Raw genomic sequence first — 20,813 nt, 5'->3', positions numbered from 1 at the left:
TTAAAACAACATCTACTAAAGTCTAAAAAAACAGCTACACTAAGATTTGTAGTAAACGTAAAATAACAAATAAAGAAAAGCTATTTAAACCAAAAAAAAAACAGCTTAAATTTTCATTCAAGCTGTTTTAAATGCTACCATTTAAATTGGATATGACCTATAAGCAACTATTGCTGATTAAACCGTAGAACCTACTTTTTCTCGCATGCTAATTGCCGATGCCACTAAATTTTTAAGTGCTGATTTTGTTTCTGGCCAATCTCTAGTTTTTAATCCACAATCAGGATTCACCCAAATATTTTTATAAGGAAAAAGACTGGAAGCCTTATCTAATAAATATTCAATTTCTGCTCGTGAAGGTACTCTAGGAGAATGTATATCATAAACACCAGGACCTATTTCATTTGGATATTCAAAATCTACAAATGCTTTTAGCAGTTCCATTTCTGAGCGTGATGTTTCTATGGTAATTACATCAGCATCCATATGGGCAATACTTTCTATGATATCATTAAACTCCGCATAACACATATGGGTATGAATTTGAGTTTCATCCTTAACGGCACTTGCTGAAATCTTAAAAGCATTTACCGCCCAATCTAAATAGGTTTTCCAATCTTCTTTTCTTAACGGCAAACCTTCTCTTAATGCAGGTTCGTCAATTTGAATAATCTTTACCCCTGCATGTTCCAGATCACGAACCTCATCACGTATGGCCAGTGCAATTTGATTGCAGGTTACCGACCTAGGCTGATCGTTCCTGACAAATGACCATTGCAATATGGTTACAGGTCCGGTAAGCATACCTTTTACATGCTTTTTGGTAATTGATTGGGCATATGAAGACCACCTTACGGTCATAGGTTCTGACCTAGAAACGTCCCCGAATATTATTGGTGGTTTTACACAACGGGTACCATAACTTTGTACCCATCCAAATTTTGTAAACAATAAGCCTTCTAGTTGTTCACCAAAATACTCCACCATATCATTACGTTCAAATTCACCATGCACCAAAACATCAAGATCAACCTCTTCTTCAAAGCGAATGGTTTCTTCTGTTTCTTGTTGAATAAAAGCATCGTATGCTTCTTGCGTTACTTCCCCTTTTTTAAATTTAGCACGTGTTTGCCTCACCTCTTTTGTCTGTGGAAAAGAACCAATAGTAGTGGTTGGAAAAAGCGGAAGTTTAAGCGCTTTATGCTGTAATTCTTGACGTATTGAAAACTGAGATGTTCTTTCACTATCTGCAAGTGTAAGATTAGCTACACGTTGCTTTACGGCGTTATTATGGATTAAGGTAGATAGTTTTCTATTCTCATTAGCGCTCTTATTTTTTATAAAAAGTGCTACAGTCTCATCATTCTTACCATTAACGACCAATTGTTTTAAAACTGTAATCTCCTGTAGTTTCTGTTTTGCAAATGCCAACCACTGTTTTACTTCGTTATTTAATTGTGTATTATTCACCTCTAAATCTAGATCATATGGCACATGAAGCAATGAACATGACGTCCCTAGCCAAATTTGATCGTCCGGTAATTTAGCTTGCGCTTTTTGAATTAATTGAAGTGACTTTTCAAAATCGTTTATCCAAATATTTCGTCCATCGACAACACCTAAAGAAAGTACCTTGTCCCCCAACAAATTGGTTTCTAAAATATCGTCTAACTGCAAAGAACAACGCACAACGTCTATATGCAAAACATGTATAGGTAGCTTTAATGCAAGTTCCAGATTCTTACCATAACCATCAAAATAGTTGGCCAATATATACTTTAAACCAACTTTAATGGTAGAGAAATAATCATACGAACGTTTTATAGCCTGTTGTTCTACCACTGTAAGATCTGTTGCTAAAATTGGCTCATCAATTTGAAGGAATTCTACACCTTGCTTATCTATATCTAAAATTAACTGTTGGTAGATAGGCAGTATTGCATCTAGCAACTCTAATCTATTGAACCCCTCTTCATTTTCCTTTCCTAAAAGCAAGAAAGTTACAGGTCCAATAATTACCGGCTTAGATGATATCCCCAGCTTTGAAGCCTCTTTTATTTCATTGATTATTTTATTTGAATTTAGACTAAAGGACTGTTTTTTTAACCAATTCAGGAACTATATAATGATAGTTGGTATCAAACCATTTTGTCATTTCCATAGCGGTAACATCTATGTCATTGTCTTGATAACCTCTAGCCATTGCAAAATACTGCTGAAGTGCGTCTAAATTTTTAAACCTATCAGGAATACAACCTAAGGTAATACACATATCCCAAACCTGATCATACAACGAAAAGTCATTTGTAGAAATAAAATCAATACCTTGATCTTGTTGCGTTTGCCATGTTTTTTTTCTCAACCCTCGCATAATAGCAGATAAATCATCTTCAGAAATATCATTTTTACAAAATTTCTCCGTTGCTTTTTTAAGTTCTCTTTTCTCCTCAACCCTAGGATAACCTAATACAATTGTTTTCATTTGATGAAGTTTTAATTTCCAACAAAACTATTTATAATGAACATATTATCTAAATTAGATAGTATATTAAGATGATATAGCTATTTTTGAAAACAAATACAGATGATACCACTTTAAAGTGATGCATTTTAGCCCTGAAAAAGAAAAACTACCTATGAATAATTTAGATGCTACCGATTGGAAACTGTTAGAAATACTTCAAGAAAACGGAAAACTAACTACAAAAGAAATTGCACAAAAAGTAAATTTATCACCTACTCCTGTTTATGAACGTATAAAACGACTAGAGAAAAATGAAATTATAAAGAAATATGTAGCCATTATAGAAGCTGAAAAAGTTGGGCGAACGCTTACCGTTTTCTGTAATATCACTTTAAAAGAGCACACCAAAAAAATAGGTAATAAATTTGTAAAAGATATTATTTCACTCAAAGAAGTAACAGAGTGTTATAATATTTCTGGGGATTATGATTTTTTACTTAAAATCATCGTTAAAGACATGAAGCATTACCAAACCTTTGTAATAAATGATCTAGGAGCCATACAAAATATAGGCAGTGCACACAGTACATTTGTAATAGGCACCATAAAACATTCATACGCCATTCCCCTACAATAGAATTTCAGATTCGTTCAAAACTGTTCTTTTGCCAATTCCATATTTACAACGGCACCTACCATAGTACCAGATGCTATGGAGTTTGCCAATGAACGCATCTTAATTGCATTATCTCCACAAGCAAAAACACCTTCAACGGTTGTCTGGTACATAGCATTAACCTGTATGTAGCCTTCCTCATTTAGTTCACAACCCAAGTTAACAGGTATATCACTATGTTGCACAAAAGGTAAGGCAGCATAGAGTGCATCATATTTTTCTTTACTTCCATCTTCAAAAACAATAGTATTTACAGATCCGTTCTCGTGCTCAACCTCAACAATTTTCTTTTCTACTATAGCTAAATTATTTTCTCTTAACTTGCTCAATTGTTCTGAAGAAAAAGTAGCTGGTTCATTGGTTAACATACAAATATCTTTGGTGAGGTTATTTACCATTGGTGCCAAATGGTAAGCACGCTCTCCATTTGCAATAATACCCGTCTTTTTATGTCTAATCTCATACCCGTGACAATATGGGCAATGAACCACAGAAATACCCCAACATTCAGCAAAACCTTTAATATTGGGCATAATATCTTTTATCCCGGTTGCAAAAACTACTTTTTTCGCGCTAAACGTTGCTCCGGTTTCCGTACTAATAAAAAATGTATCTTCATTTTTAAAACCACTATCTGCTTTGTCTTCTATGAAGCTTACTGTCTTATATGCCAAAACTTGAGTTTTTGCTATCTCTCTAATTTCGTAGGGCGTTTTACCATCTTGGGTTAAAAAATTATGTGAATGTGGTGTTTGTCTATTGCAGGGCTTACCACTATCAATTACCAACACTTTTCTTAACGACCTTCCTAAAGACATCGCCGCTGCTAAACCAGCATAACTACCACCTACTATGATTACGTCAAAATTGTTTGTTGTCTGCATTTTCTTTTATTGTTAAGTAGATTAGAATGAACTATTCAAAATAGTTCTGTCAATTAAAATGGCATTAGGTTTAACTCTTTCAAATTCGTTACTTCAACAGAATTGCTTTAAGAACTCTCGGCAAATATATAAACAAATTACTCTAATGCAACTAAGTTGCATTAGAAAAATGCTTTTATATGACCGAAAAAAAAATACAGTAATAAAAGCTTTCATCTTTTCTGTTTTAGAATCTTCTGGTAAAGCCATCAGTAAGAATGGCATTGACGAAAAAATAAAAAGCGAAATTAACAGGGCTACTACTAAACCGTTATTGCGAAGAAGGTATTTTACATAAAAAAATGGCTGACAATGGCAGGCAGTGTTTTGCCATTTATACAACATGTGATGCAGTAAAAGTATTACCTCACCATTTTTATTTTAGATGTGAGAAATGTGTTACCATAGACTATTTATACATTCCGGTTCACTTTGCTCTTTCTAAGGAATACCAGTTGGCACAAGTAACCTGTGTGCTATCTAAAACCTGTAAAGACTGTTCTTAATTTTTTTGATGCTTTATACTTTAATCTAACCATCTTATCCGTTTTCTAAATAGTAATCATCAAGCAATAATTACCTGGGCAATAAATAAACCATGAACAGGAATTCTACTGTTAGAAATTCATTTATAAGCTCAATAAAAACTATTTCAATGGCGCACATCACTTTCTAATATGGCATATTCAAAACTATCTGACCACCCGGATTTTAAAGGTAGTATTTGTCTTTTTCGACCTTCTTGGGTCATCCCTACTTTTTCCATCACTTTTGCAGACCCCAAATTAGCTACTGCGCAGCCCGCTTCTATACGATGAAGGCCAAGCACATTAAATCCGTAATTCAAAACTTCTTTAACCACTTCCGTAGCAAGACCTTTGTTCCAGTAACCGATATCTAGCTTATACCAAATTTCTGCCCGTTTATATTTTTTGGCTCCCAAGCGTAAACCGAAAAGACCAATAAATTTATCATCCGCTTTATGTTGAATGGCGAAAGTATAATTTGTTATTTCACGTGTATTATTGGCTTTGATCCACGGCTCTATAATTTGCCTTGTCTCTTCTATACTTTCTGGAATACCAAGTGTATTGAATTCATCGGTTTCTGGAATGCAATGTAATTGGTGAATAACTTTTAAATCTACCATTTCAATTAGCCTTAATTCTAATCTATCGGTTTGTATTGCAAGTTTATTCATGCCTTAAGTTTACTTAATGTTTAAAAATAACTTTTTCTTCGCATTATGCTTCCACCTAATAAACACGGATACATCTATATTGCATCATTTAAGAAATCATCCATATATAGTTTAGTTTGCAGGTAGATAAATTACAAATGTAGAGCCCTTATCTTTTTTACCAATTGCATGTATATGACCATTGTGCTTTTCAACAATCTTTTTACAGATAGAAAGTCCGATGCCTGTACCCGAATATTCGGTTTTAGAATGTAGTCTTTGAAATACCTCAAAAATATTAGTTGCAAATTCAGGTTCAAACCCAATACCGTTATCTATAAAAGATATCTGATAGTAATACGCTGCATTTTTACTAAAGTTTTCTGCTATTTGAGCACTTCTAAGCTTTTTAGAGGTGACAGAAATTTGTGGAGCAACACCACTTTTTCTATACTTAATAGAATTACTTATAAGGTTTGTGCAGAGTTGTTCAATCTTAAATGGAATACCCAGAATAATTGGTAAATTTTCATAAGAGATTACCGTATTGGTATCCTTAATAAGCTGTGATAATTCTTCTTCAACCTTACCAAGCGCCTCACCTAATGAAACATCCTCAAATTTGGTATTGAGTTTATCAATTCTAGAATATGATAGTAAGTTCTGTATTAATTCTCGCATTCTAAAAGTGCCGGATTTGATCTTGGCAAAATACTTTTGAATTCCATCGGGCATACTTTCTTCACCCTCGTCTTCTATTCTAGAAATAAACATTTGTATTTTACGTAAGGGTTCTTGCAAATCATGACTGGCTACCCTGTTAAAGGATTCTAGCTCTTCATTACTAAGTTTTAATTTCTCATAACTATCAATAAGCGCCCTATCTTTTTCTACACGGCTGGTGATGTCCTGTACTATACCTACAGATACCGGTCTATTATCTATTTCGATATACCTTCCTTTTAGGTCCAAATGTTTTACCCCATTTTCTTTAGTAAAAACTCTATAAGCCAAAACGGTAGAGGCGCCTTTCTTTTTTTCATGACCCTTTAACGATTCCAGAACGGTAACATCCTCTGGATGTACAAATTCTTTGTAATTATTGAACGTAACCTCAAAGCTATTAGGTTCAACCCCTAGAATTCTATAAAAATTATCAGAAACAATGGCACTACCGTCATCTAAATACCATATAAAACTACCAACACCCGCTACATTTTCAGCCTCTTTAAAAATAGTATTTTGTAGACTTAGGTCTTCATTCAATTTTTGAAGATTTTTTTCTGCTTCTTTAACTTTTGTAGTATCCCAAGCAGTGTTGGTAATTCCGTTAGCAGATTTTACAATAGTATTGTATATATATTTATTTTGACCTTCAAAAGTGTAGATGCTCTCGTGTTCTTGTGTGTTACCGCTTAAAAAACAATCTTTCATTAATGCAAAAAGCCCATTGTCCAGTACCATGGGGTATATTTCTAAAAGCGAACCACCAATGATATCATCTTGTTCTGAACCTGTGACTTTCTCTATGGCATTAGAGGTATACTTAAATTGAAAATCAATGATATCATTTTCTGCATCTAAAATAGGTTCAAAATGGCTAATTACATTGTTTGAGCTTTTATACACTCCCTTTAAAAACTCTTCTGTTTCCTGTAATTTTTTGTTTTGAATAAAAACTTGGCTATTTACCTCTTCAATTTCACCTTTCTGTTTGTAGATGCTTATAAAGCCGATTAAGAAAATACTCAAAGCTGTTAGTGCTACCAATAAGGATGACATGGGTGTTAGGAACGATTGTGATGTATATTCTTCTTTACGGGCAATCATTAAATAATTCTCTTCAGACAGCATTCTATCTTTTATACCCTGAGATTCTGCTACAATTTTGGAAATTCGCTGATTACGTATATAGGGTATTTCTGAAAAGTTTATTACTATACTGTCCTTTGCTACCAAACTATCAACAACATTGCTGCTGTCTACTACACTAGTAGTATCTATCTCATTCTTAATTCTATCACGTAGAAGTTCTAAAGCTTTTACACGTTCTTGCTGCGCCTCGTTATCATCGGTGAGCGTTTTCAACCTATCTAACGACTGACTCATTTCTGTTACGATAATGGCAGAGAGATTACTTTCTTCTTCTTGAAAAAGTTTTTTAAGCTGGATAGCTTCTACCTCTAAAAATTTATTTGAAAGCTCAATAATGGTTCGTTGCACCTCTAGTGTATGTGAAACCAAATCTCCCGTTTTATGAAGTCTATTTACTTGCTTGTAGCCTACGGTTACGGTATATAACAACAACATTATTGCCAGTACCAATAATATAATATAGGTCTTTGTAGAAGCAATATGCGACTTTAATTTCTTTATAGTATCTCTAGAAAATACGCTTGCCATCTTTAGTATCAGGTTAAAAGGGGTATTACCTATCATTAAAATTTCAAGGAATGAATATACCTCATTTTAACATTACAACATCAAGTAATCTTTAGAAAAAATTAATTGAATTTTAACGCAATACCTATTCGTTTCACCCACTTAAACTAAAATATAACTAGTAGCTTAATTCCGTATTTATTTGAACATTCTTATAGCGCCTAACAATAGTTTCAAAAATAGATTCTCTCCCAAAGTTTCTGATGTACCATTCACAGTTTACAATCAATATCTATTTAAATAAAAGGATACATTACCAATAGGTTAGTACATGTTACCTCTAATTTAACTTAGCTTTTTTCATCTTAGCTTTTTTCCGCTTCTCTTTATAAAACTCTTTATCAGCTACATAAATTGTTTTGTGCACTTCGCAGAAAACCTGGCTTTTATCTATGTTGGTGAGCTGGGTAGTTTTTAAAAATTCACACTCCTTATGCTGTGCTACTTTAGCTTTTATTTCTTCAAGCTCTTTTATTGAAAAATTAAATTCTGCATACAGATGCTCCTTTGCCGGTCTTTTGAATTTTATCTCGGCAGATTTATCCCAAACTACATAATCGTCCCCAATTAAATTCATTAATTGTACCATAGGAATTGGGTCTACAGCCGCAAACATACTACCGCCAAAAATAGAATTTACATAATTTTTATTCTTCCAACTAATAGGCAACTTTATTGTAATCCTCAATAAATCTACCGAAATATCAATGATTTTCGCCGTGCTTCTCCTATACATGGGAGAGAGATTAAAACCATACTTTAAAAGTTGATTTTTTGAAAAGAATTTAGAACCAATTTGGAGGAATTTCTGGTAAACCGACATGCTTATTTTTTTTTAAGAACACAACCTTCAAAGCAAGCTCAATAGGCTTTGATTTGTAAATATCATTAAGAATAGGAAGTCAAACAAATAACAACCAATTACAACAGTGTAAATTTCATTCTATCCATTAATAGCCATGTGTCATGTATTTTATAAGACTTCTTTAAAACTATTAAAAATTTTTTATCGCCGCTAGTACATACCAATGTTATGTTTCCTCTCTCTATTTGTACGTTTGGGTCATGATTAGCCTCATATTCCACTTTTTCCAATACCATATTTTCCCACGTGATATTAAAAGAATTCCCTCTTGTGATTATATGTTTAAAATTCTTTGTTGCTGCCATTTTAAAATTTGCGATAATTTTATCTATTTCAGGAATAACTGAGTTTGGTTGTGCTTCTCTTAAAACTGGAATTATATAAGCAATATCCTCTTTAGACGGCAAGCACTTTAAAAGTTTATCTTCGTTTTGCTCTTTTAAGGCTTCAAATACGTTGGTAACTAACGAGATTTCCCTAAAATTTTCTTGGGACCAAGCCAAATGGTTTACAAGTATAAAAATTAGTAAAAACAAGATCTTAAAAGGGTTATTCATTAGTTCATCTATTTTTAAAGTGTATAAATCAAACCTATGGTTACAAGCAGGCAGGACAAGGTGCTAAGTTATATAAAAAAGCAAGTAGGGTTTACTAACAAGTAGCTATTGTTTTTATATTACTTTAAGTGTATAATGAAAAGTCATTTCCTTTATCAGGAGTACATAAAATAGTTGATTATGAACGGCACCTAAATAAGGGAGGAAGCCAAACTACTTCAGTAATATACTATCTATCTTAAACTGGTTTCTGTACTATATGAAGCAATAACATCTTTACACCAGCCCGAGTAATCTTCCCTATCACATAAAGGAAAATCAGTATTCTTATCGTTAACTGCAATAGAGAAAAGGTGCGGATTATCAAAAGCCCACATGGTACTCATGTTAGCATTGTTTCCATTTTTAACATTCAAAGTCGTTAAATTATTTTTGTAACAATAAACAATTCTAAGTTTTTTGTTTTGACTAAGATCAAGACTTGTTAATTTATTTCCGCGGCACCCTAATTCAATAAGATTTGTATTTTTAGATACATCTAATTGTATTAATTTATTATCAAAACAAAATAATACTTCCAGGTTTGTATTCTTTGTTACATCTAAATGTACTAGTTCATTTTTATAACAATCTAAATACTTCAATTTTGTAAAATTATCAATTCCTTGAAGTGATATTATATTTTTTGAACTAACATCTAGAAATTCAAGATTTTTAATTTCGCTTAATTGTATTTGATTGTCATTGTTTGTATCCGCATCACTGTCACCTTTTCCATCCCCATTAGTATCTATACAATTTGAATATAACAAGGCATTCTTAAAATTAATATCTGGTATGTCTACCTGCTCATTACTGCAAGAACACATCATTAAAAAAATAATGACGCTATAAATTAAATGTTTATAATTCAACATTTTCTCTGAACAATTAGATGTTTTAAGACCATGGATCATTATAAATTCTTCAATGTATTTGTATGATTATTTTATCATTCAAATTTACACACAAACTACTCAAAATATACATTTTAACTCTTAAAGCCAACCAATAAATACCAAAAAGACAATCTTGTTCAACCTTTAAAAACAACTGATAACCAAGTATCTACATCTATTTTACATGAGTTGATTGAGTATGATATTGATGCTATACTAAAACAATCTATTATCACAATTAAAATTAGCCCTAGTTTTTATAAAACTTATGCTTCTTGATATCGTAATTGAAAAAGAAGATAAATTCAAAAACTTAAGCTTTAAGCCTATGAAGGTTGAACGCAGAATTGTACTATCTTAAAAAGAATTACAATATCTTCTCCTTAATTAGCCATTACACTTTAGTATTATTTTAATACTTCCTTTATCATTTTATTAATGTCAAACTTCTCTATTTCCTCTACATTTTTTATTTTAATATGTCTCATAGTTTTACCTGTTCCTTCTATTAAATGACAATTGGTTTTTATCTTGCCAAACTCAAAGAAACCCAAGGTAACCGCTTTTTTTGTGGTCTTTAAATAGCAAAAATCCTTTTCTGTAGCATATACGGGTCTACTCCACTTATATTGTTCATTTACACTAGGAACTAACTCATAGATCAAAGCTCTTAAAACATTTAACACCTCTTTATTGTTATCGGTTGAGTTTTCTATATACCCATTAACTTCTTCAATCATTTTTTAATTCTTTTTTGATTTAAGGAATAAACTTAATAGCAGAGAAAATGCAATTCCGGTAATTAAATTTCCAACAAATGAGAATTGTGCTTGCATTGCCGTGCTATAATACTTTGTCTGTTCATTGATTTTTTCAATCATCTCTGCTTCTCTCAAGTTTTGATTTGATAATTTTTCTGTCAAAATAACAGTCATATCCGCATTATAGTTTGGGTATATTATTTCATAAAACAATAATGTAAATAAAACAGAAAAAAATGCAGTTGCAAAACTTACTATAAGTCCGGTAATAAATGCTTTTTTAAAGGTTAGTTTTTGGGCAATTTTTTTAGCATATACCATACTGCTATAAATACCAAAAAGAAGGAAAACGTAAAGAGAAATGAATAAAATGGTTCCGCCAATCATCAATTTATCATTCTTTACAGATTCTGGTCCAACAAGGTGTAGCGATAATAACGTAAGCATAAGCAAGGTCCCTGCTAATGCAATTAAAAAACCTGACGTTACCGAATACACTGTTTGTTTACTCATTAATTTATTTTTAAAATTATTCGACAAATTTGAAATTACATGATGTAATCTCCTAGTCATATTGGGTGGAAAAAGGGGTGGATTTTTATTAGCCCTTACTAATTGTACAACTTAGCCATTCATTTTTTCAAATAATTCTTTTCGGTTTTTCACTTCTACTTTTTTGTAAATATTATTTATGTGTGTTTTAATTGTAGAAAGTTCTACATACAACTCATTTGCAATTTCTTTATTTTTCTTTTTTTCTAAAATCATTGTGGTGACTTCTTTTTCTTTAGAGGTAAGATTAAAAGTGTCAATTTTTTTGGGTCTTTCTTTTTGTTTGTTTTGTTCAATAAAAATACCGAATGAAAATATGAAAAGAATAAGAGGCACAAGAAATAAGGAATTAATATAATCAATTTGCGCTATACCGTAATAACTTGAAAAATAGACTACATTAAAAATCAACACACAAATCACAATTAGGACAGTAAGTCCAATTAAAAAGAGATGAGTATTCTCTATCTGTATTTTTCTCTTGCTTGATTTTTTAACCTTCATGTCCTAAAATTAGAATTATAGCATATAGGTTTAAAAAAGGGACATTAAAGTACATACTGGGCGTTTTTCACTTTAAAGATAATTGCAATCCTTTAGAGATTATTAATTTGATTGTTGTTTTTTTATAGACAGTAAACTATTAGCGCCGTATCTACTTATCATCTTTACACAAATACCCGAAGCTTTTTGCCTACACTTTTATTTAATAATTAAACCATTACTGTAGCAACAAATGCCCTAAGATAAAACGTACAATACTGTATTATGAAGAAAAAGTTCAAGGTTTCAGATACTAGAGTTAGTATAGTCACAGAGCAGGAAAAAGCTTAATTGGTATTAGCCTTCATAGATAATTAACCTAGCTCATTATATATAGTAATGAAAAAGATGAAATGAACATCCACAAAATTAGTGCTAATAGAATGGGTTTAAATCCTGTAGATTTCAAATCACTTATAGAAATATTTGAACCTACCAGAAATAGGGTTATTACTAATAATCGTTTAGACAATAAAACAATTAAAACTGTAGTTGGTTTAGGTAGTATATGACAACTATTTATTAGTATGGCAATCATAAACAAAATTATAAAATAAGGAATCTTGATTTTTTCCCCTTTAGTTTTAAAAAGAAACATAGACAAAATTGATAAAGGTATAATCCACAACGTTCTAGAAAGTTTTACTGTCGTAGCTATTCTTAATGCTTCTTCTCCGTACCCCAAAGCAGCACCAACTACAGAACTTGTATCATGTATTGCAATAGCACACCACAAACCAAATTGTTCTTGTGTTAAGTTTAAATAATACCCAACCGCCGGAAACACAAACAATGCTATAGCGTTTAATAGAAATACGATACCTAAAGCAAGACTTATAGTATTACCTCTAGCTTTAATTACAGGGGAAATTGCGGCTATTGCACTACCGCCACAAATGGCGGTTCCAGAGGTGATTAGGTGACCTAGTTTTAGATCCAATTTCAAAATCCTTGTCAAAAGTAAACCTAAGGATACCGTTAATACTATTGAATAGATCGTTATGCTTAATCCTTCTTTACTTGTTGCTAAGGTTTCTTTGATAAACATTCCAAATCCTAATCCTATCACTGAAATTTTCAAAAAATATTGAATGGCAATACGGCTATATTCTTTAAAGGGATTGTTAAAAATAAGGGTATACACGAATCCAAGTAATAATGCTATAGGACTATTTATAACTCCCAAAAGCACCATAATGATTATAAGAAAGTAGGTTAGTTTTGAAAATATATCTTTCATATCACTTCGTATTATTTGATACAAAAGTAGATTTGAAAAATAACTTATAAGCAAATTAAAATGCTATATAGGATAACTAAAAGTTATAGTTAAGCCGAATAAACTTCTCAAAATTATTTAAAGACCTTGAGAGGTAACCTGTTCTTTTTACAAAATAAAACCACCTCTCAATACTTAAGCCTTTAATATCTATAACTTTGAGCTTGTTATTTATTAAGTCATCGTTAATGGCATGTATTGAAAGAAGTGCATAATCAGTTGAATTATATAGATAGTTTTTAATAGCCTCTGTACTGTTCAATGTTACAACTCCGGTTAGTTTAGATATATTATTATCCATTAAAAATGCATCAATAATTTCTCTTGTTCCTGAACCTTTCTCACGTGCTATCATCGGAATTTTTTGTAGCGTTTTTATATCCACACTCCCTTTTTTAAACGAAGTATTATGAACACTTGTAACAAGTACAATTTCATCTTTTATAAATTTTTCGAAATTTAATTTGGGATTAGAAAAGTTTCCTTCCGTAATTCCAAAATCAATCTCCTCTGATAAAATTAAATTTTCAACATTCTCAGAGTTATCGCTAATGATATTCAATTTGGTTTGTGGAAACTGCGTTCTAAACTTCGCAATCACCTTAGGTATAACATAATTAGACAAGGTTGTACTTACTCCAAAATTTATGAATTTTGGGAAAATGTCATTTTTATGTAAAAACTGCTCGTCCATTTCAGCATAAATAGACAATATTTTATTTACATATATAAGAAATGATTTTCCTTCAATCGTTAATTCAATGGTGTTTCTTTTTCTAACAAAAAAAGTGGTCTCATATTCTTGCTCTAAATTTTTAATTGCCTTTGAAATTGCAGGTTGTGAAATATATAACTGTTCAGCAGCCTTTGTAAAACTTAAGTGCTTGGCAACAATTTTGAATATATGTAACTTGGTTTTCATTAGCTATTAAAAAGGGGTTTCATTAGTTTGAACATATAAATTTAGATAGAAAAAAGAGAACCATAACGTGATTTAAAATAAGACCGTTATACCCAATTGTGCAATTAAACGAATAAAAGCTATGAGAGAATTATGTAAAATTGTGGTAAGCACTCTAAAATCTTGCAACCAGTTCTACATATTATGCGCTACGGTTTAGTAGTTAAATTACCATTTACAAATGTTTTTAAGCTTTTTATTAAAACCAATAAAGATAAGAAGAAGATAGAATTGATTTTTTATTACTTACTACTACTTTTTTCTATATTATTATATTGGATCCACGATTTAAGTTTACCTATATAGAACATTTTTAGATAATTTTCAGATAAAAAGATATTAGACCAATCAAACCGTTGTGCTTGAACACCCAGATAAAAAACAAAAACCGCTAGACCTGCTTTAGGAATCAATTTCAGTTCTTTATCGGTTAAACGTCTAATACTTTGGTAGCCATCTAAAAAATATTTCATTTTCAGTTGGTACACTTTCTTGTCGGTTTCAATATGAAATAGTTGTTTACAAAAATAGCCGACATCTAAAATTTGAGCACCGTTTCCACAAAAATCAAAATCAAAAAAAGTAATTTCTCTTTCATTGGTCACGGCCATGTTATCGTACCAAAGATCCATGTGGACAACTCCTTTTCTAACATTTTCAAAATCTGTTTTGTCAAAAAAATCATCTATATGTTTAATGAATTGCATTTCCGATAATTCCTCAGGAAAAAATTGTTTCAAATGTTCAAACGGTAATTTTAGTAGGGATTCTTGGTCATAAAAAATTCGTTCAATAGTGCTATCTAAAGTAAGGTTATGAATCTTAGCCATTAAAGTTCCTATCAAAAAACATGTTTCTTTATCTATAAACCGTATTTTTTCTCCTTTTGCAAAGGAAAAAAGGACAACGTATCTAACACCCTCCGGTGCATTAATCGTCTGTATGAATTTTCCATGTTTATCTTGAATAGGAAAAGAAACACTTACCTTATTCTCACTCAATAGCTTTAGAACTTTTAACTCTTCGGTAATTTCAGATTTTGTCCTCCAATTATGACTGTAAACTCTCGCAACATATTTGGTATCGCTGTTCGCAAGAAAATAGGTATGGTTCATTCCTGTCCTAAATAATGTACAGTCGTAATTTTTGTTAAGTGCGTATTTTTCTTTTACAAACTCGCCCAAAGCTTTCTCTGAAATAGTACTTGCGCTAACTGGTAATACTGTCATTTTTTTCTAATTGTTGGTCTAATTAAGGTTCATTATTTTAATCTGTGTAACGGTCCGTCATTTTTCTACATTGAGAATAGTTATTTAAGTGACCATAAGAAAGCGCTCTATGTCAACAATGACTATATATCATTATTGAAGACGGTAATCTATCCTACAGAATTACGCATATTTACTAAAAATACAACTATGCTTTTTAAAAATATTAGACAAAAAATGAGATTGAGTACAAAGTAAAAGCGTCAACTTTGTGGGGATATGGGATATCAATATTTATTGCCGCTAAGACAAATGCAAAAAATCAATCATTGTTACAGTTGTTTTTTTGACTTAAGGATAAAAACTATTCTTCATTTTTCAACTTAGCGATCATGTACCCGAGAATAACTTTTACAGACGCGTAAAGAAATTCCTGACCCTACATTTTCGTTAAGATTAAATAAAAGGCAATTATGGTGGAAGTCAAAAGTATATAGATTTGGTGGTCTTATTTAAGTTTTGTTACAAGCTCATAGAATGATAAAGGAATGGATGCGCCATTAACAATCTTACTGTATAGGACACAAGAAGAAACCAAGGTGCAAACGTAAAATTTCATTGGTTTAGGAAAAAAACAGGATCAAGTGTATGCTTGGAACAGAACACCAATGGGACGGTGAGCAATTGTCCAAACCCTATACCAGGTGCTTCTATTACTGAAAACCACCTAAGAAAAGGAGTTGTCAGCGTATGTCTTTGTACTAACTTAACATAAAGTTCTGATATAACGAACCACCGTCACAAACCCCGTACGTACGGTGATGTAAGAGACATACGGGGCTTTTTAGCACTCATGGCTGCCTGCTCAATTGGCCGCTTTTTTATATACTTTCACATAATCGAAAATAACTTGATCAGGGAAATTTGATTTTGCAAAATCACCTCCCCAGCCACTTAATTCTGCACTTAGGATGATGTATTCGGCGATATGAGATATTGCTTCAGTCGTTCTCCAGGTTTCCTTACCGTCTACATAAAAAATATACTCGTCTTTTGTCCATTCAAGTCCAAATGTATGAAACCCCTCATCAATATGATCTATCTGTATTTTTTCACCTACACTTTTATGATGTTCTCCATAACCATTCCAATGTAAGTTATGATAGACATAATTAGTACCTCCATTAGTATGATACTCAAATATATCTATTTCGGTTCCATATTTTTTTGGATTATTTTTCTCTTTTTGGATATATGGTGATTGAAGCCAGAAAGCCACATGAGGACCAAGCTCTTTATTCATTTTTGCGCTACATTCAAAATATCCATATTTCGTTAAAAACTTGTCTTGTGTGCCAATTTGCCCAATTTGATGGATGGAATCGTTTTTTGATACTTCAATGATTAATTTTCCGTTACCATCCAAATATGAGTTCTCTTCTTTAACAATACCGAACTGACGCTTACTTCCGGTAGCCCTATAACTCCATTTTAGAGAATCTATAGTAGTGCCATTAAAATCATCACTCCAGATTAAATTATAGTTTTTTAAAATATGCTCAGGTGTTTGACCGTTAATTACTTGTAATCCAAATAGCCCTATTATCAATACTATTATTCTCATTTTTAAAATTTAATTTATAGTTTTTTAATGCTGCACAATGTTCTGGCTAAGTGTAGTGCATAAGTAAAGAAACTTTTCATTTATGACTGGCGACTTAGCTAGAGCTTATTGTTTAGTTTTATTTTTTCTTTTCCAAAGCTAAATCCTTAAGATTTAGCGACATTATAAATATACACAGATCTTTCGGTTTTACTGGTGAGTCCACAGGGGCACTATATGAAGGGTAAGCGTTAAAGTACGGTATTCGGCACCTTGACCCAGTTCATGGGAATGCGAAAAATAAATACGATCGGACTCGCACAGGCGAACAAGGTCATGCACCTGTCCGCGATCACCTATAATCTCAAGAAGTACCTAAAATTCGAGAACAAACGCCCGAAAAGCGGGGCGGGAAAACTTGCCTTACCATTATTTATAAAAAGTATGGTTCAATACGCAAAAAACCTTTTTCTACTGCACCTAAAATTTAGGTTCAGCTTTTAACTTGGCATAAAAAAAGCTCAAGAATCTGTTTTTTGAATCTATGAGCCTAGAATACTATTGTCTCAGATTAAGGAAGAATTTATTTGTTTTTTACCTCAGTTCTTTGTTACCACCAGTTTTTTCATTTTTCTTTATCAGCAAAGGCGTTATTGTTAATGAAATAAGTCCAGCGGAAATTGCTGTCACTATCACGTTTCCGTATTGTTTCAATTCAAGTCCGCTTAGAAGTCTTACTGCAATAATTGTCAAAGTAAGTCCTGCTAAAATTACCCAATATTTTAGATTTATTTTTTCGTTTTCGCTCTTGTTTGTCGGCAGTTTAAAAATGGCAAAGGCAATTACAAGTCCACCGAGTAAAGTCGAACTGTGTTGCAATATTTTCAGGATTGGAATTTGTCTGCCTAAAAAGTCAATCGAGTTTTGTAATGTCGGAATTGTCTGCACAAAATAACCGTGGTCGTGAGTAAAACTGTCCCAGAAAATGTGAGAAGCGGCTCCAATCAAAATTGAAATTAAGACTACAAACCAATTTCTTTTAAAATGTTCGTTCCAGTCAAACTGTTTAAAAGTTGAAAATCGTGATTTTAAAAAGGTCGGCAAGTTGTCGAATAGACTGTCACGAACAATATTGTGAAACATAAACGCAAGTAGAAGTCCAAGAGGCAAGTCGAACCAAAAAAGTCCGTCTATTGAATGGCTGTAATTGCTCTTAATTCTCATTCTTAAAAAATACTCAAAATCAGGTGTCAAACTGCCGATTACAAGTCCAGTCAACGAGAACCATTTTCGAGGCAAAAATGTCAACGGTAAAACTATTGATGGGTGTGAAAATGTAAATGGCATTTCTTTTTGTCTGTTCGTTTATTTGTTTTGGTGTCGTCTTTTATAATTGGTGGTAACTCACAAATATGTGTAATTGAGCTTGTAACAAAGAAAGATACAATAATCTATAAAACTCAATAGTTACCCAAGTTTATAAAATATTTGATTATTGATTACATCAAATGAATTAAGGGAGACAACTACTTTTAAAGCTTTTACCACCTCAGTGGCAACGTCATGTAATAATTGTAATTTACCTATGGCTTGCGATGTGTTCGTCAAAGTACCGTTCTACTTGGTACGCGCTTTTTCTAAAGTATCTAAAAGTGTCTTCTTGTTCTTTTTATCACTATGCCTATTGGGCGGTGTTTTCATAACTTTAGATAGACTAGAAGCTTTCTCTTTTAAATTTTCGCACTCTTTGTTCACATAAATGCTAAACGCGTCGATCTATGCTCTTCACATTGCCATTTACCTTGGCGCATTCGCTACCTTTGTTCTAGATTTTTCCTTGTCACTTAAAGGTACTGAACCTTTGTTTACATTTTTATTTACAACTCTCTTACCTATATACAAATCAATTACTTAGAATTATATTCATCTTTTAAACGAATAAGGTCTTTGGGACTTTCTCTTTCCAACAAGAAGTTAGCGCGTAGCAATTAGGGCAACAAATAATGTTCTTTAATATAGGAGATGCCTAAAATGTTTTTAATTAAAAATTGACATAATCGGTTTGTTTAGCTGTAGGCCACCAAAATATCTGCTGCTTTTTTTAAGTTAGACGCTACAATTTCTGTTCTTGGCGCTAACGGGTATTCCTGTTGCCCAGGTCTACTAATAAACGCTGCGCGCCAACCTGCCCACAGCGCCCCGGCAACATCCCAACCATGGGCTGCAATGAGCATACATTCCTGGAGTTCTACTCCCATTTGTTTTGCTCCCCATGCATAGGTTTCCGTAAAGGGTTTGAACTTGCCTGTTCCCTCTACGCTACGCATATCATCAAAGTAATCGGTTAATCCGGCATATTCAAATTGCTTTATTAATCCGTCTTTAGATGAATTGGTGAAGGCTACTAATTTGTATCCGTCATTTTTCAATTGGGTAAGTGCGGCTTTTACTTCTGGGTGGGCCGGCAAACTACCCATGGCCACAGAAATGGTTTCACGGGCGTATTCCTCCGTTAATTTTATACCATGATTTGCCGCTACCATCTGTAATGCGGCAGCACCAATATGTCCAAAAGGTTTGTATTGGTCACTAGCCGAAGTCACTAATGAATACTGCAACATGGTCGTAAACCAAAGGAAAAGTAAATCTTCTCTTCCGCCTAAAGCTTCACCTACTTTCTTTTGAACTTTGGTAAGATCTAAAAGCGTTTCGTTAACATCAAAGAACGACACTTTAGGTCGTATCGCTTTTGAATTTTCATGTTTAGTTGTAGTATTCATAGTGCTTCTTTTAGGTTCTTGATTTTATATCCTTTTACTATAAATATAAGAAACCACCAGTGCTACCCAAGCAATTACAGCTGCCATTTGTTCGCCATCGCTTACCATAACATGAGCAAAGAATGCTAAAGTAACCGCAAAGAAAAATGCAGCATACGCCCATTCTTTTATCACATGAAACTTAGGATTCCAAATGGCAAACAGCCCTACCAACTTAGCCGTAGCATACGGATAAATTAAATAGGTTGGGTAGCCCAAACTGGTAAATGCCGCTTTTATATATTCATGATTAAAAAAATACATTCCTGCAGAGAATAGCATTACCAAGGTAAAAATACCCGTGGCAACGTAATAAATGATTTTGTTTGTTTTCATATTTATTGATAATTAATTGATTAGGTGGTTTTTACGCTAATGTGTTTAAAACCGATACTATTTCTGATACTTCCGCTCTCTCTGTATAATCGGCATTTAAAAATGCAAATTGTACTACCGCGTTGGTATCTATCACGTAAGTTGCAGCTAATGGCAGTTCATTATGATGGTCACCATTTACTTCACTTAAACCAAAGCCAGCTTCGTACATAGAAGCTACATCGTCAGTTAAGGTATAAACTACTCCAAATTTTTTACCAACCACATTACCAACATCACTAAGCACGGTAAATTCTAAGTTGTTCTTTTCTGAGGTGGATAAAGAATTATCTGGCAACTCTGGTGTAAGCGCGATCAAGGTGGCACCCGCTTTTTGAATTTGAGGTAATTTTTCTTGTAAATAGTGTAGTGTAATGTTACAATACGGACACCAACCACCTCTATACCACGTTAAAACTACTGGTCCGTTTTTTAACTCATCATATAACAAAACCCATTTTCCCAAGGCATTTTTTAAAGTGAAATTAGGTGTTTTTTGACCTTTATTCAATGCATTTTCCAATACTCCCGATCCGGAAACACTTGAAATACCCTCTGCATAAATCTGCTTTTTCTCTTTAGTAAATTTCGCTGCTGCTTCATGACGTTTTACGGCTAATAGTGCATCTAGTTCACCTTTATTTGTAGTATTCATAATAGACAGGTT

The 20,813-nt window shown here is 32.6% G+C and carries 18 protein-coding genes and 2 pseudogenes; 2 read left to right on the top strand and 18 right to left on the bottom strand.

The window, feature by feature from the left end; translation table 11 throughout:
• Positions 1–177: 177 nt before the first annotated feature.
• Positions 178–2,482 (bottom strand): annotated as a pseudogene (metE, locus tag BW936_RS06985) (5-methyltetrahydropteroyltriglutamate--homocysteine S-methyltransferase).
• Between the two features lie 154 nt (positions 2,483–2,636).
• On the opposite strand from metE, the gene BW936_RS06980 reads away from it, so the two are divergent.
• A complete protein-coding gene (locus tag BW936_RS06980) occupies positions 2,637–3,101 on the top strand; it encodes an Lrp/AsnC family transcriptional regulator (protein ID WP_076547983.1) in 465 nt (154 codons plus the stop codon).
• A gap of 14 nt (positions 3,102–3,115) precedes the next feature.
• On the opposite strand, the gene BW936_RS06975 is transcribed toward BW936_RS06980, so the two are convergent.
• From BW936_RS06975 to BW936_RS06910, 13 genes are all read right to left on the bottom strand, one after another.
• Complete coding sequence (locus BW936_RS06975; protein WP_076547619.1) at positions 3,116–4,024, bottom strand: NAD(P)/FAD-dependent oxidoreductase; 909 nt, start codon at positions 4,022–4,024, stop codon at positions 3,116–3,118.
• Positions 4,025–4,715: 691 nt separating this feature from the next.
• Positions 4,716–5,264: a GNAT family N-acetyltransferase gene (locus BW936_RS06965; protein WP_076547618.1), complete on the bottom strand. Its 549-nt coding sequence runs from the start codon at positions 5,262–5,264 to the stop codon at positions 4,716–4,718.
• Positions 5,265–5,375: 111 nt separating this feature from the next.
• Complete coding sequence (locus BW936_RS06960; RefSeq protein WP_159439006.1) at positions 5,376–7,646, bottom strand: ATP-binding protein; 2,271 nt, start codon at positions 7,644–7,646, stop codon at positions 5,376–5,378.
• A 319-nt stretch (positions 7,647–7,965) separates the two neighbouring features.
• On the bottom strand, positions 7,966–8,421 hold the full coding sequence (locus BW936_RS06955; RefSeq protein WP_394333573.1) for a PaaI family thioesterase: 456 nt from the start codon (positions 8,419–8,421) through the stop codon (positions 7,966–7,968).
• A gap of 185 nt (positions 8,422–8,606) precedes the next feature.
• Positions 8,607–9,107 (bottom strand): hypothetical protein, encoded by a 501-nt coding sequence (locus tag BW936_RS06950; protein WP_076547615.1) that lies wholly within the window; start codon positions 9,105–9,107, stop codon positions 8,607–8,609.
• 233 nt (positions 9,108–9,340) lie between these two features.
• Complete coding sequence (locus BW936_RS06945) at positions 9,341–10,024, bottom strand: leucine-rich repeat domain-containing protein (protein WP_143744062.1); 684 nt, start codon at positions 10,022–10,024, stop codon at positions 9,341–9,343.
• A gap of 428 nt (positions 10,025–10,452) precedes the next feature.
• Complete coding sequence (locus BW936_RS06940; protein WP_076547613.1) at positions 10,453–10,785, bottom strand: DUF1801 domain-containing protein; 333 nt, start codon at positions 10,783–10,785, stop codon at positions 10,453–10,455.
• Between the two features lie 3 nt (positions 10,786–10,788).
• Positions 10,789–11,319, bottom strand: a complete 531-nt coding sequence (locus tag BW936_RS06935) for a DUF4199 domain-containing protein (protein ID WP_076547612.1) — start codon at positions 11,317–11,319, stop codon at positions 10,789–10,791.
• Positions 11,320–11,430: 111 nt separating this feature from the next.
• The gene (locus BW936_RS06930) at positions 11,431–11,862 is read right to left on the bottom strand and encodes a response regulator transcription factor (RefSeq protein WP_076547611.1); all 432 of its coding nucleotides are present in this window, start codon (positions 11,860–11,862) and stop codon (positions 11,431–11,433) included.
• 358 nt (positions 11,863–12,220) lie between these two features.
• Positions 12,221–13,141 (bottom strand): YeiH family protein, encoded by a 921-nt coding sequence (locus BW936_RS06925; RefSeq protein WP_076547609.1) that lies wholly within the window; start codon positions 13,139–13,141, stop codon positions 12,221–12,223.
• Between the two features lie 76 nt (positions 13,142–13,217).
• Positions 13,218–14,102 carry a LysR substrate-binding domain-containing protein gene (locus BW936_RS06920; RefSeq protein WP_076547607.1) on the bottom strand — a complete coding sequence of 295 codons (885 nt, stop codon included), beginning with the start codon at positions 14,100–14,102 and terminating at the stop codon, positions 13,218–13,220.
• A 281-nt stretch (positions 14,103–14,383) separates the two neighbouring features.
• Positions 14,384–15,370, bottom strand: a complete 987-nt coding sequence (locus BW936_RS06915; RefSeq protein ID WP_076547605.1) for a phosphotransferase — start codon at positions 15,368–15,370, stop codon at positions 14,384–14,386.
• An 844-nt stretch (positions 15,371–16,214) separates the two neighbouring features.
• Positions 16,215–16,973: a glycoside hydrolase family 16 protein gene (locus BW936_RS06910; RefSeq protein ID WP_076547604.1), complete on the bottom strand. Its 759-nt coding sequence runs from the start codon at positions 16,971–16,973 to the stop codon at positions 16,215–16,217.
• A 198-nt stretch (positions 16,974–17,171) separates the two neighbouring features.
• On the opposite strand from BW936_RS06910, the pseudogene BW936_RS20220 reads away from it, so the two are divergent.
• Positions 17,172–17,456 (top strand): annotated as a pseudogene (locus BW936_RS20220) (IS1182 family transposase); the annotation flags it as partial.
• A 90-nt stretch (positions 17,457–17,546) separates the two neighbouring features.
• On the opposite strand, the gene BW936_RS06900 reads toward BW936_RS20220, so the two are convergent.
• From BW936_RS06900 to BW936_RS06885, 4 genes are all read right to left on the bottom strand, one after another.
• Positions 17,547–18,299, bottom strand: a complete 753-nt coding sequence (locus BW936_RS06900; protein ID WP_076547603.1) for a DUF4184 family protein — start codon at positions 18,297–18,299, stop codon at positions 17,547–17,549.
• Positions 18,300–19,018: 719 nt separating this feature from the next.
• Complete coding sequence (locus BW936_RS06895; RefSeq protein WP_076547602.1) at positions 19,019–19,732, bottom strand: haloacid dehalogenase type II; 714 nt, start codon at positions 19,730–19,732, stop codon at positions 19,019–19,021.
• 24 nt (positions 19,733–19,756) lie between these two features.
• Positions 19,757–20,107 (bottom strand): DoxX family protein, encoded by a 351-nt coding sequence (locus tag BW936_RS06890; RefSeq protein WP_076547600.1) that lies wholly within the window; start codon positions 20,105–20,107, stop codon positions 19,757–19,759.
• A 31-nt stretch (positions 20,108–20,138) separates the two neighbouring features.
• The gene (locus BW936_RS06885) at positions 20,139–20,801 is read right to left on the bottom strand and encodes a peroxiredoxin-like family protein (RefSeq protein WP_076547598.1); all 663 of its coding nucleotides are present in this window, start codon (positions 20,799–20,801) and stop codon (positions 20,139–20,141) included.
• Positions 20,802–20,813 lie beyond the last annotated feature (12 nt).

It is taken from the genome of Maribacter ulvicola (genome assembly GCF_900155985.1).
In the GTDB taxonomy this organism is placed as follows: domain Bacteria; phylum Bacteroidota; class Bacteroidia; order Flavobacteriales; family Flavobacteriaceae; genus Maribacter; species Maribacter ulvicola.
The sequence above is the reverse complement of the archived record's forward strand: the minus strand, read 5'-3'. Positions and strand labels throughout refer to the sequence as shown.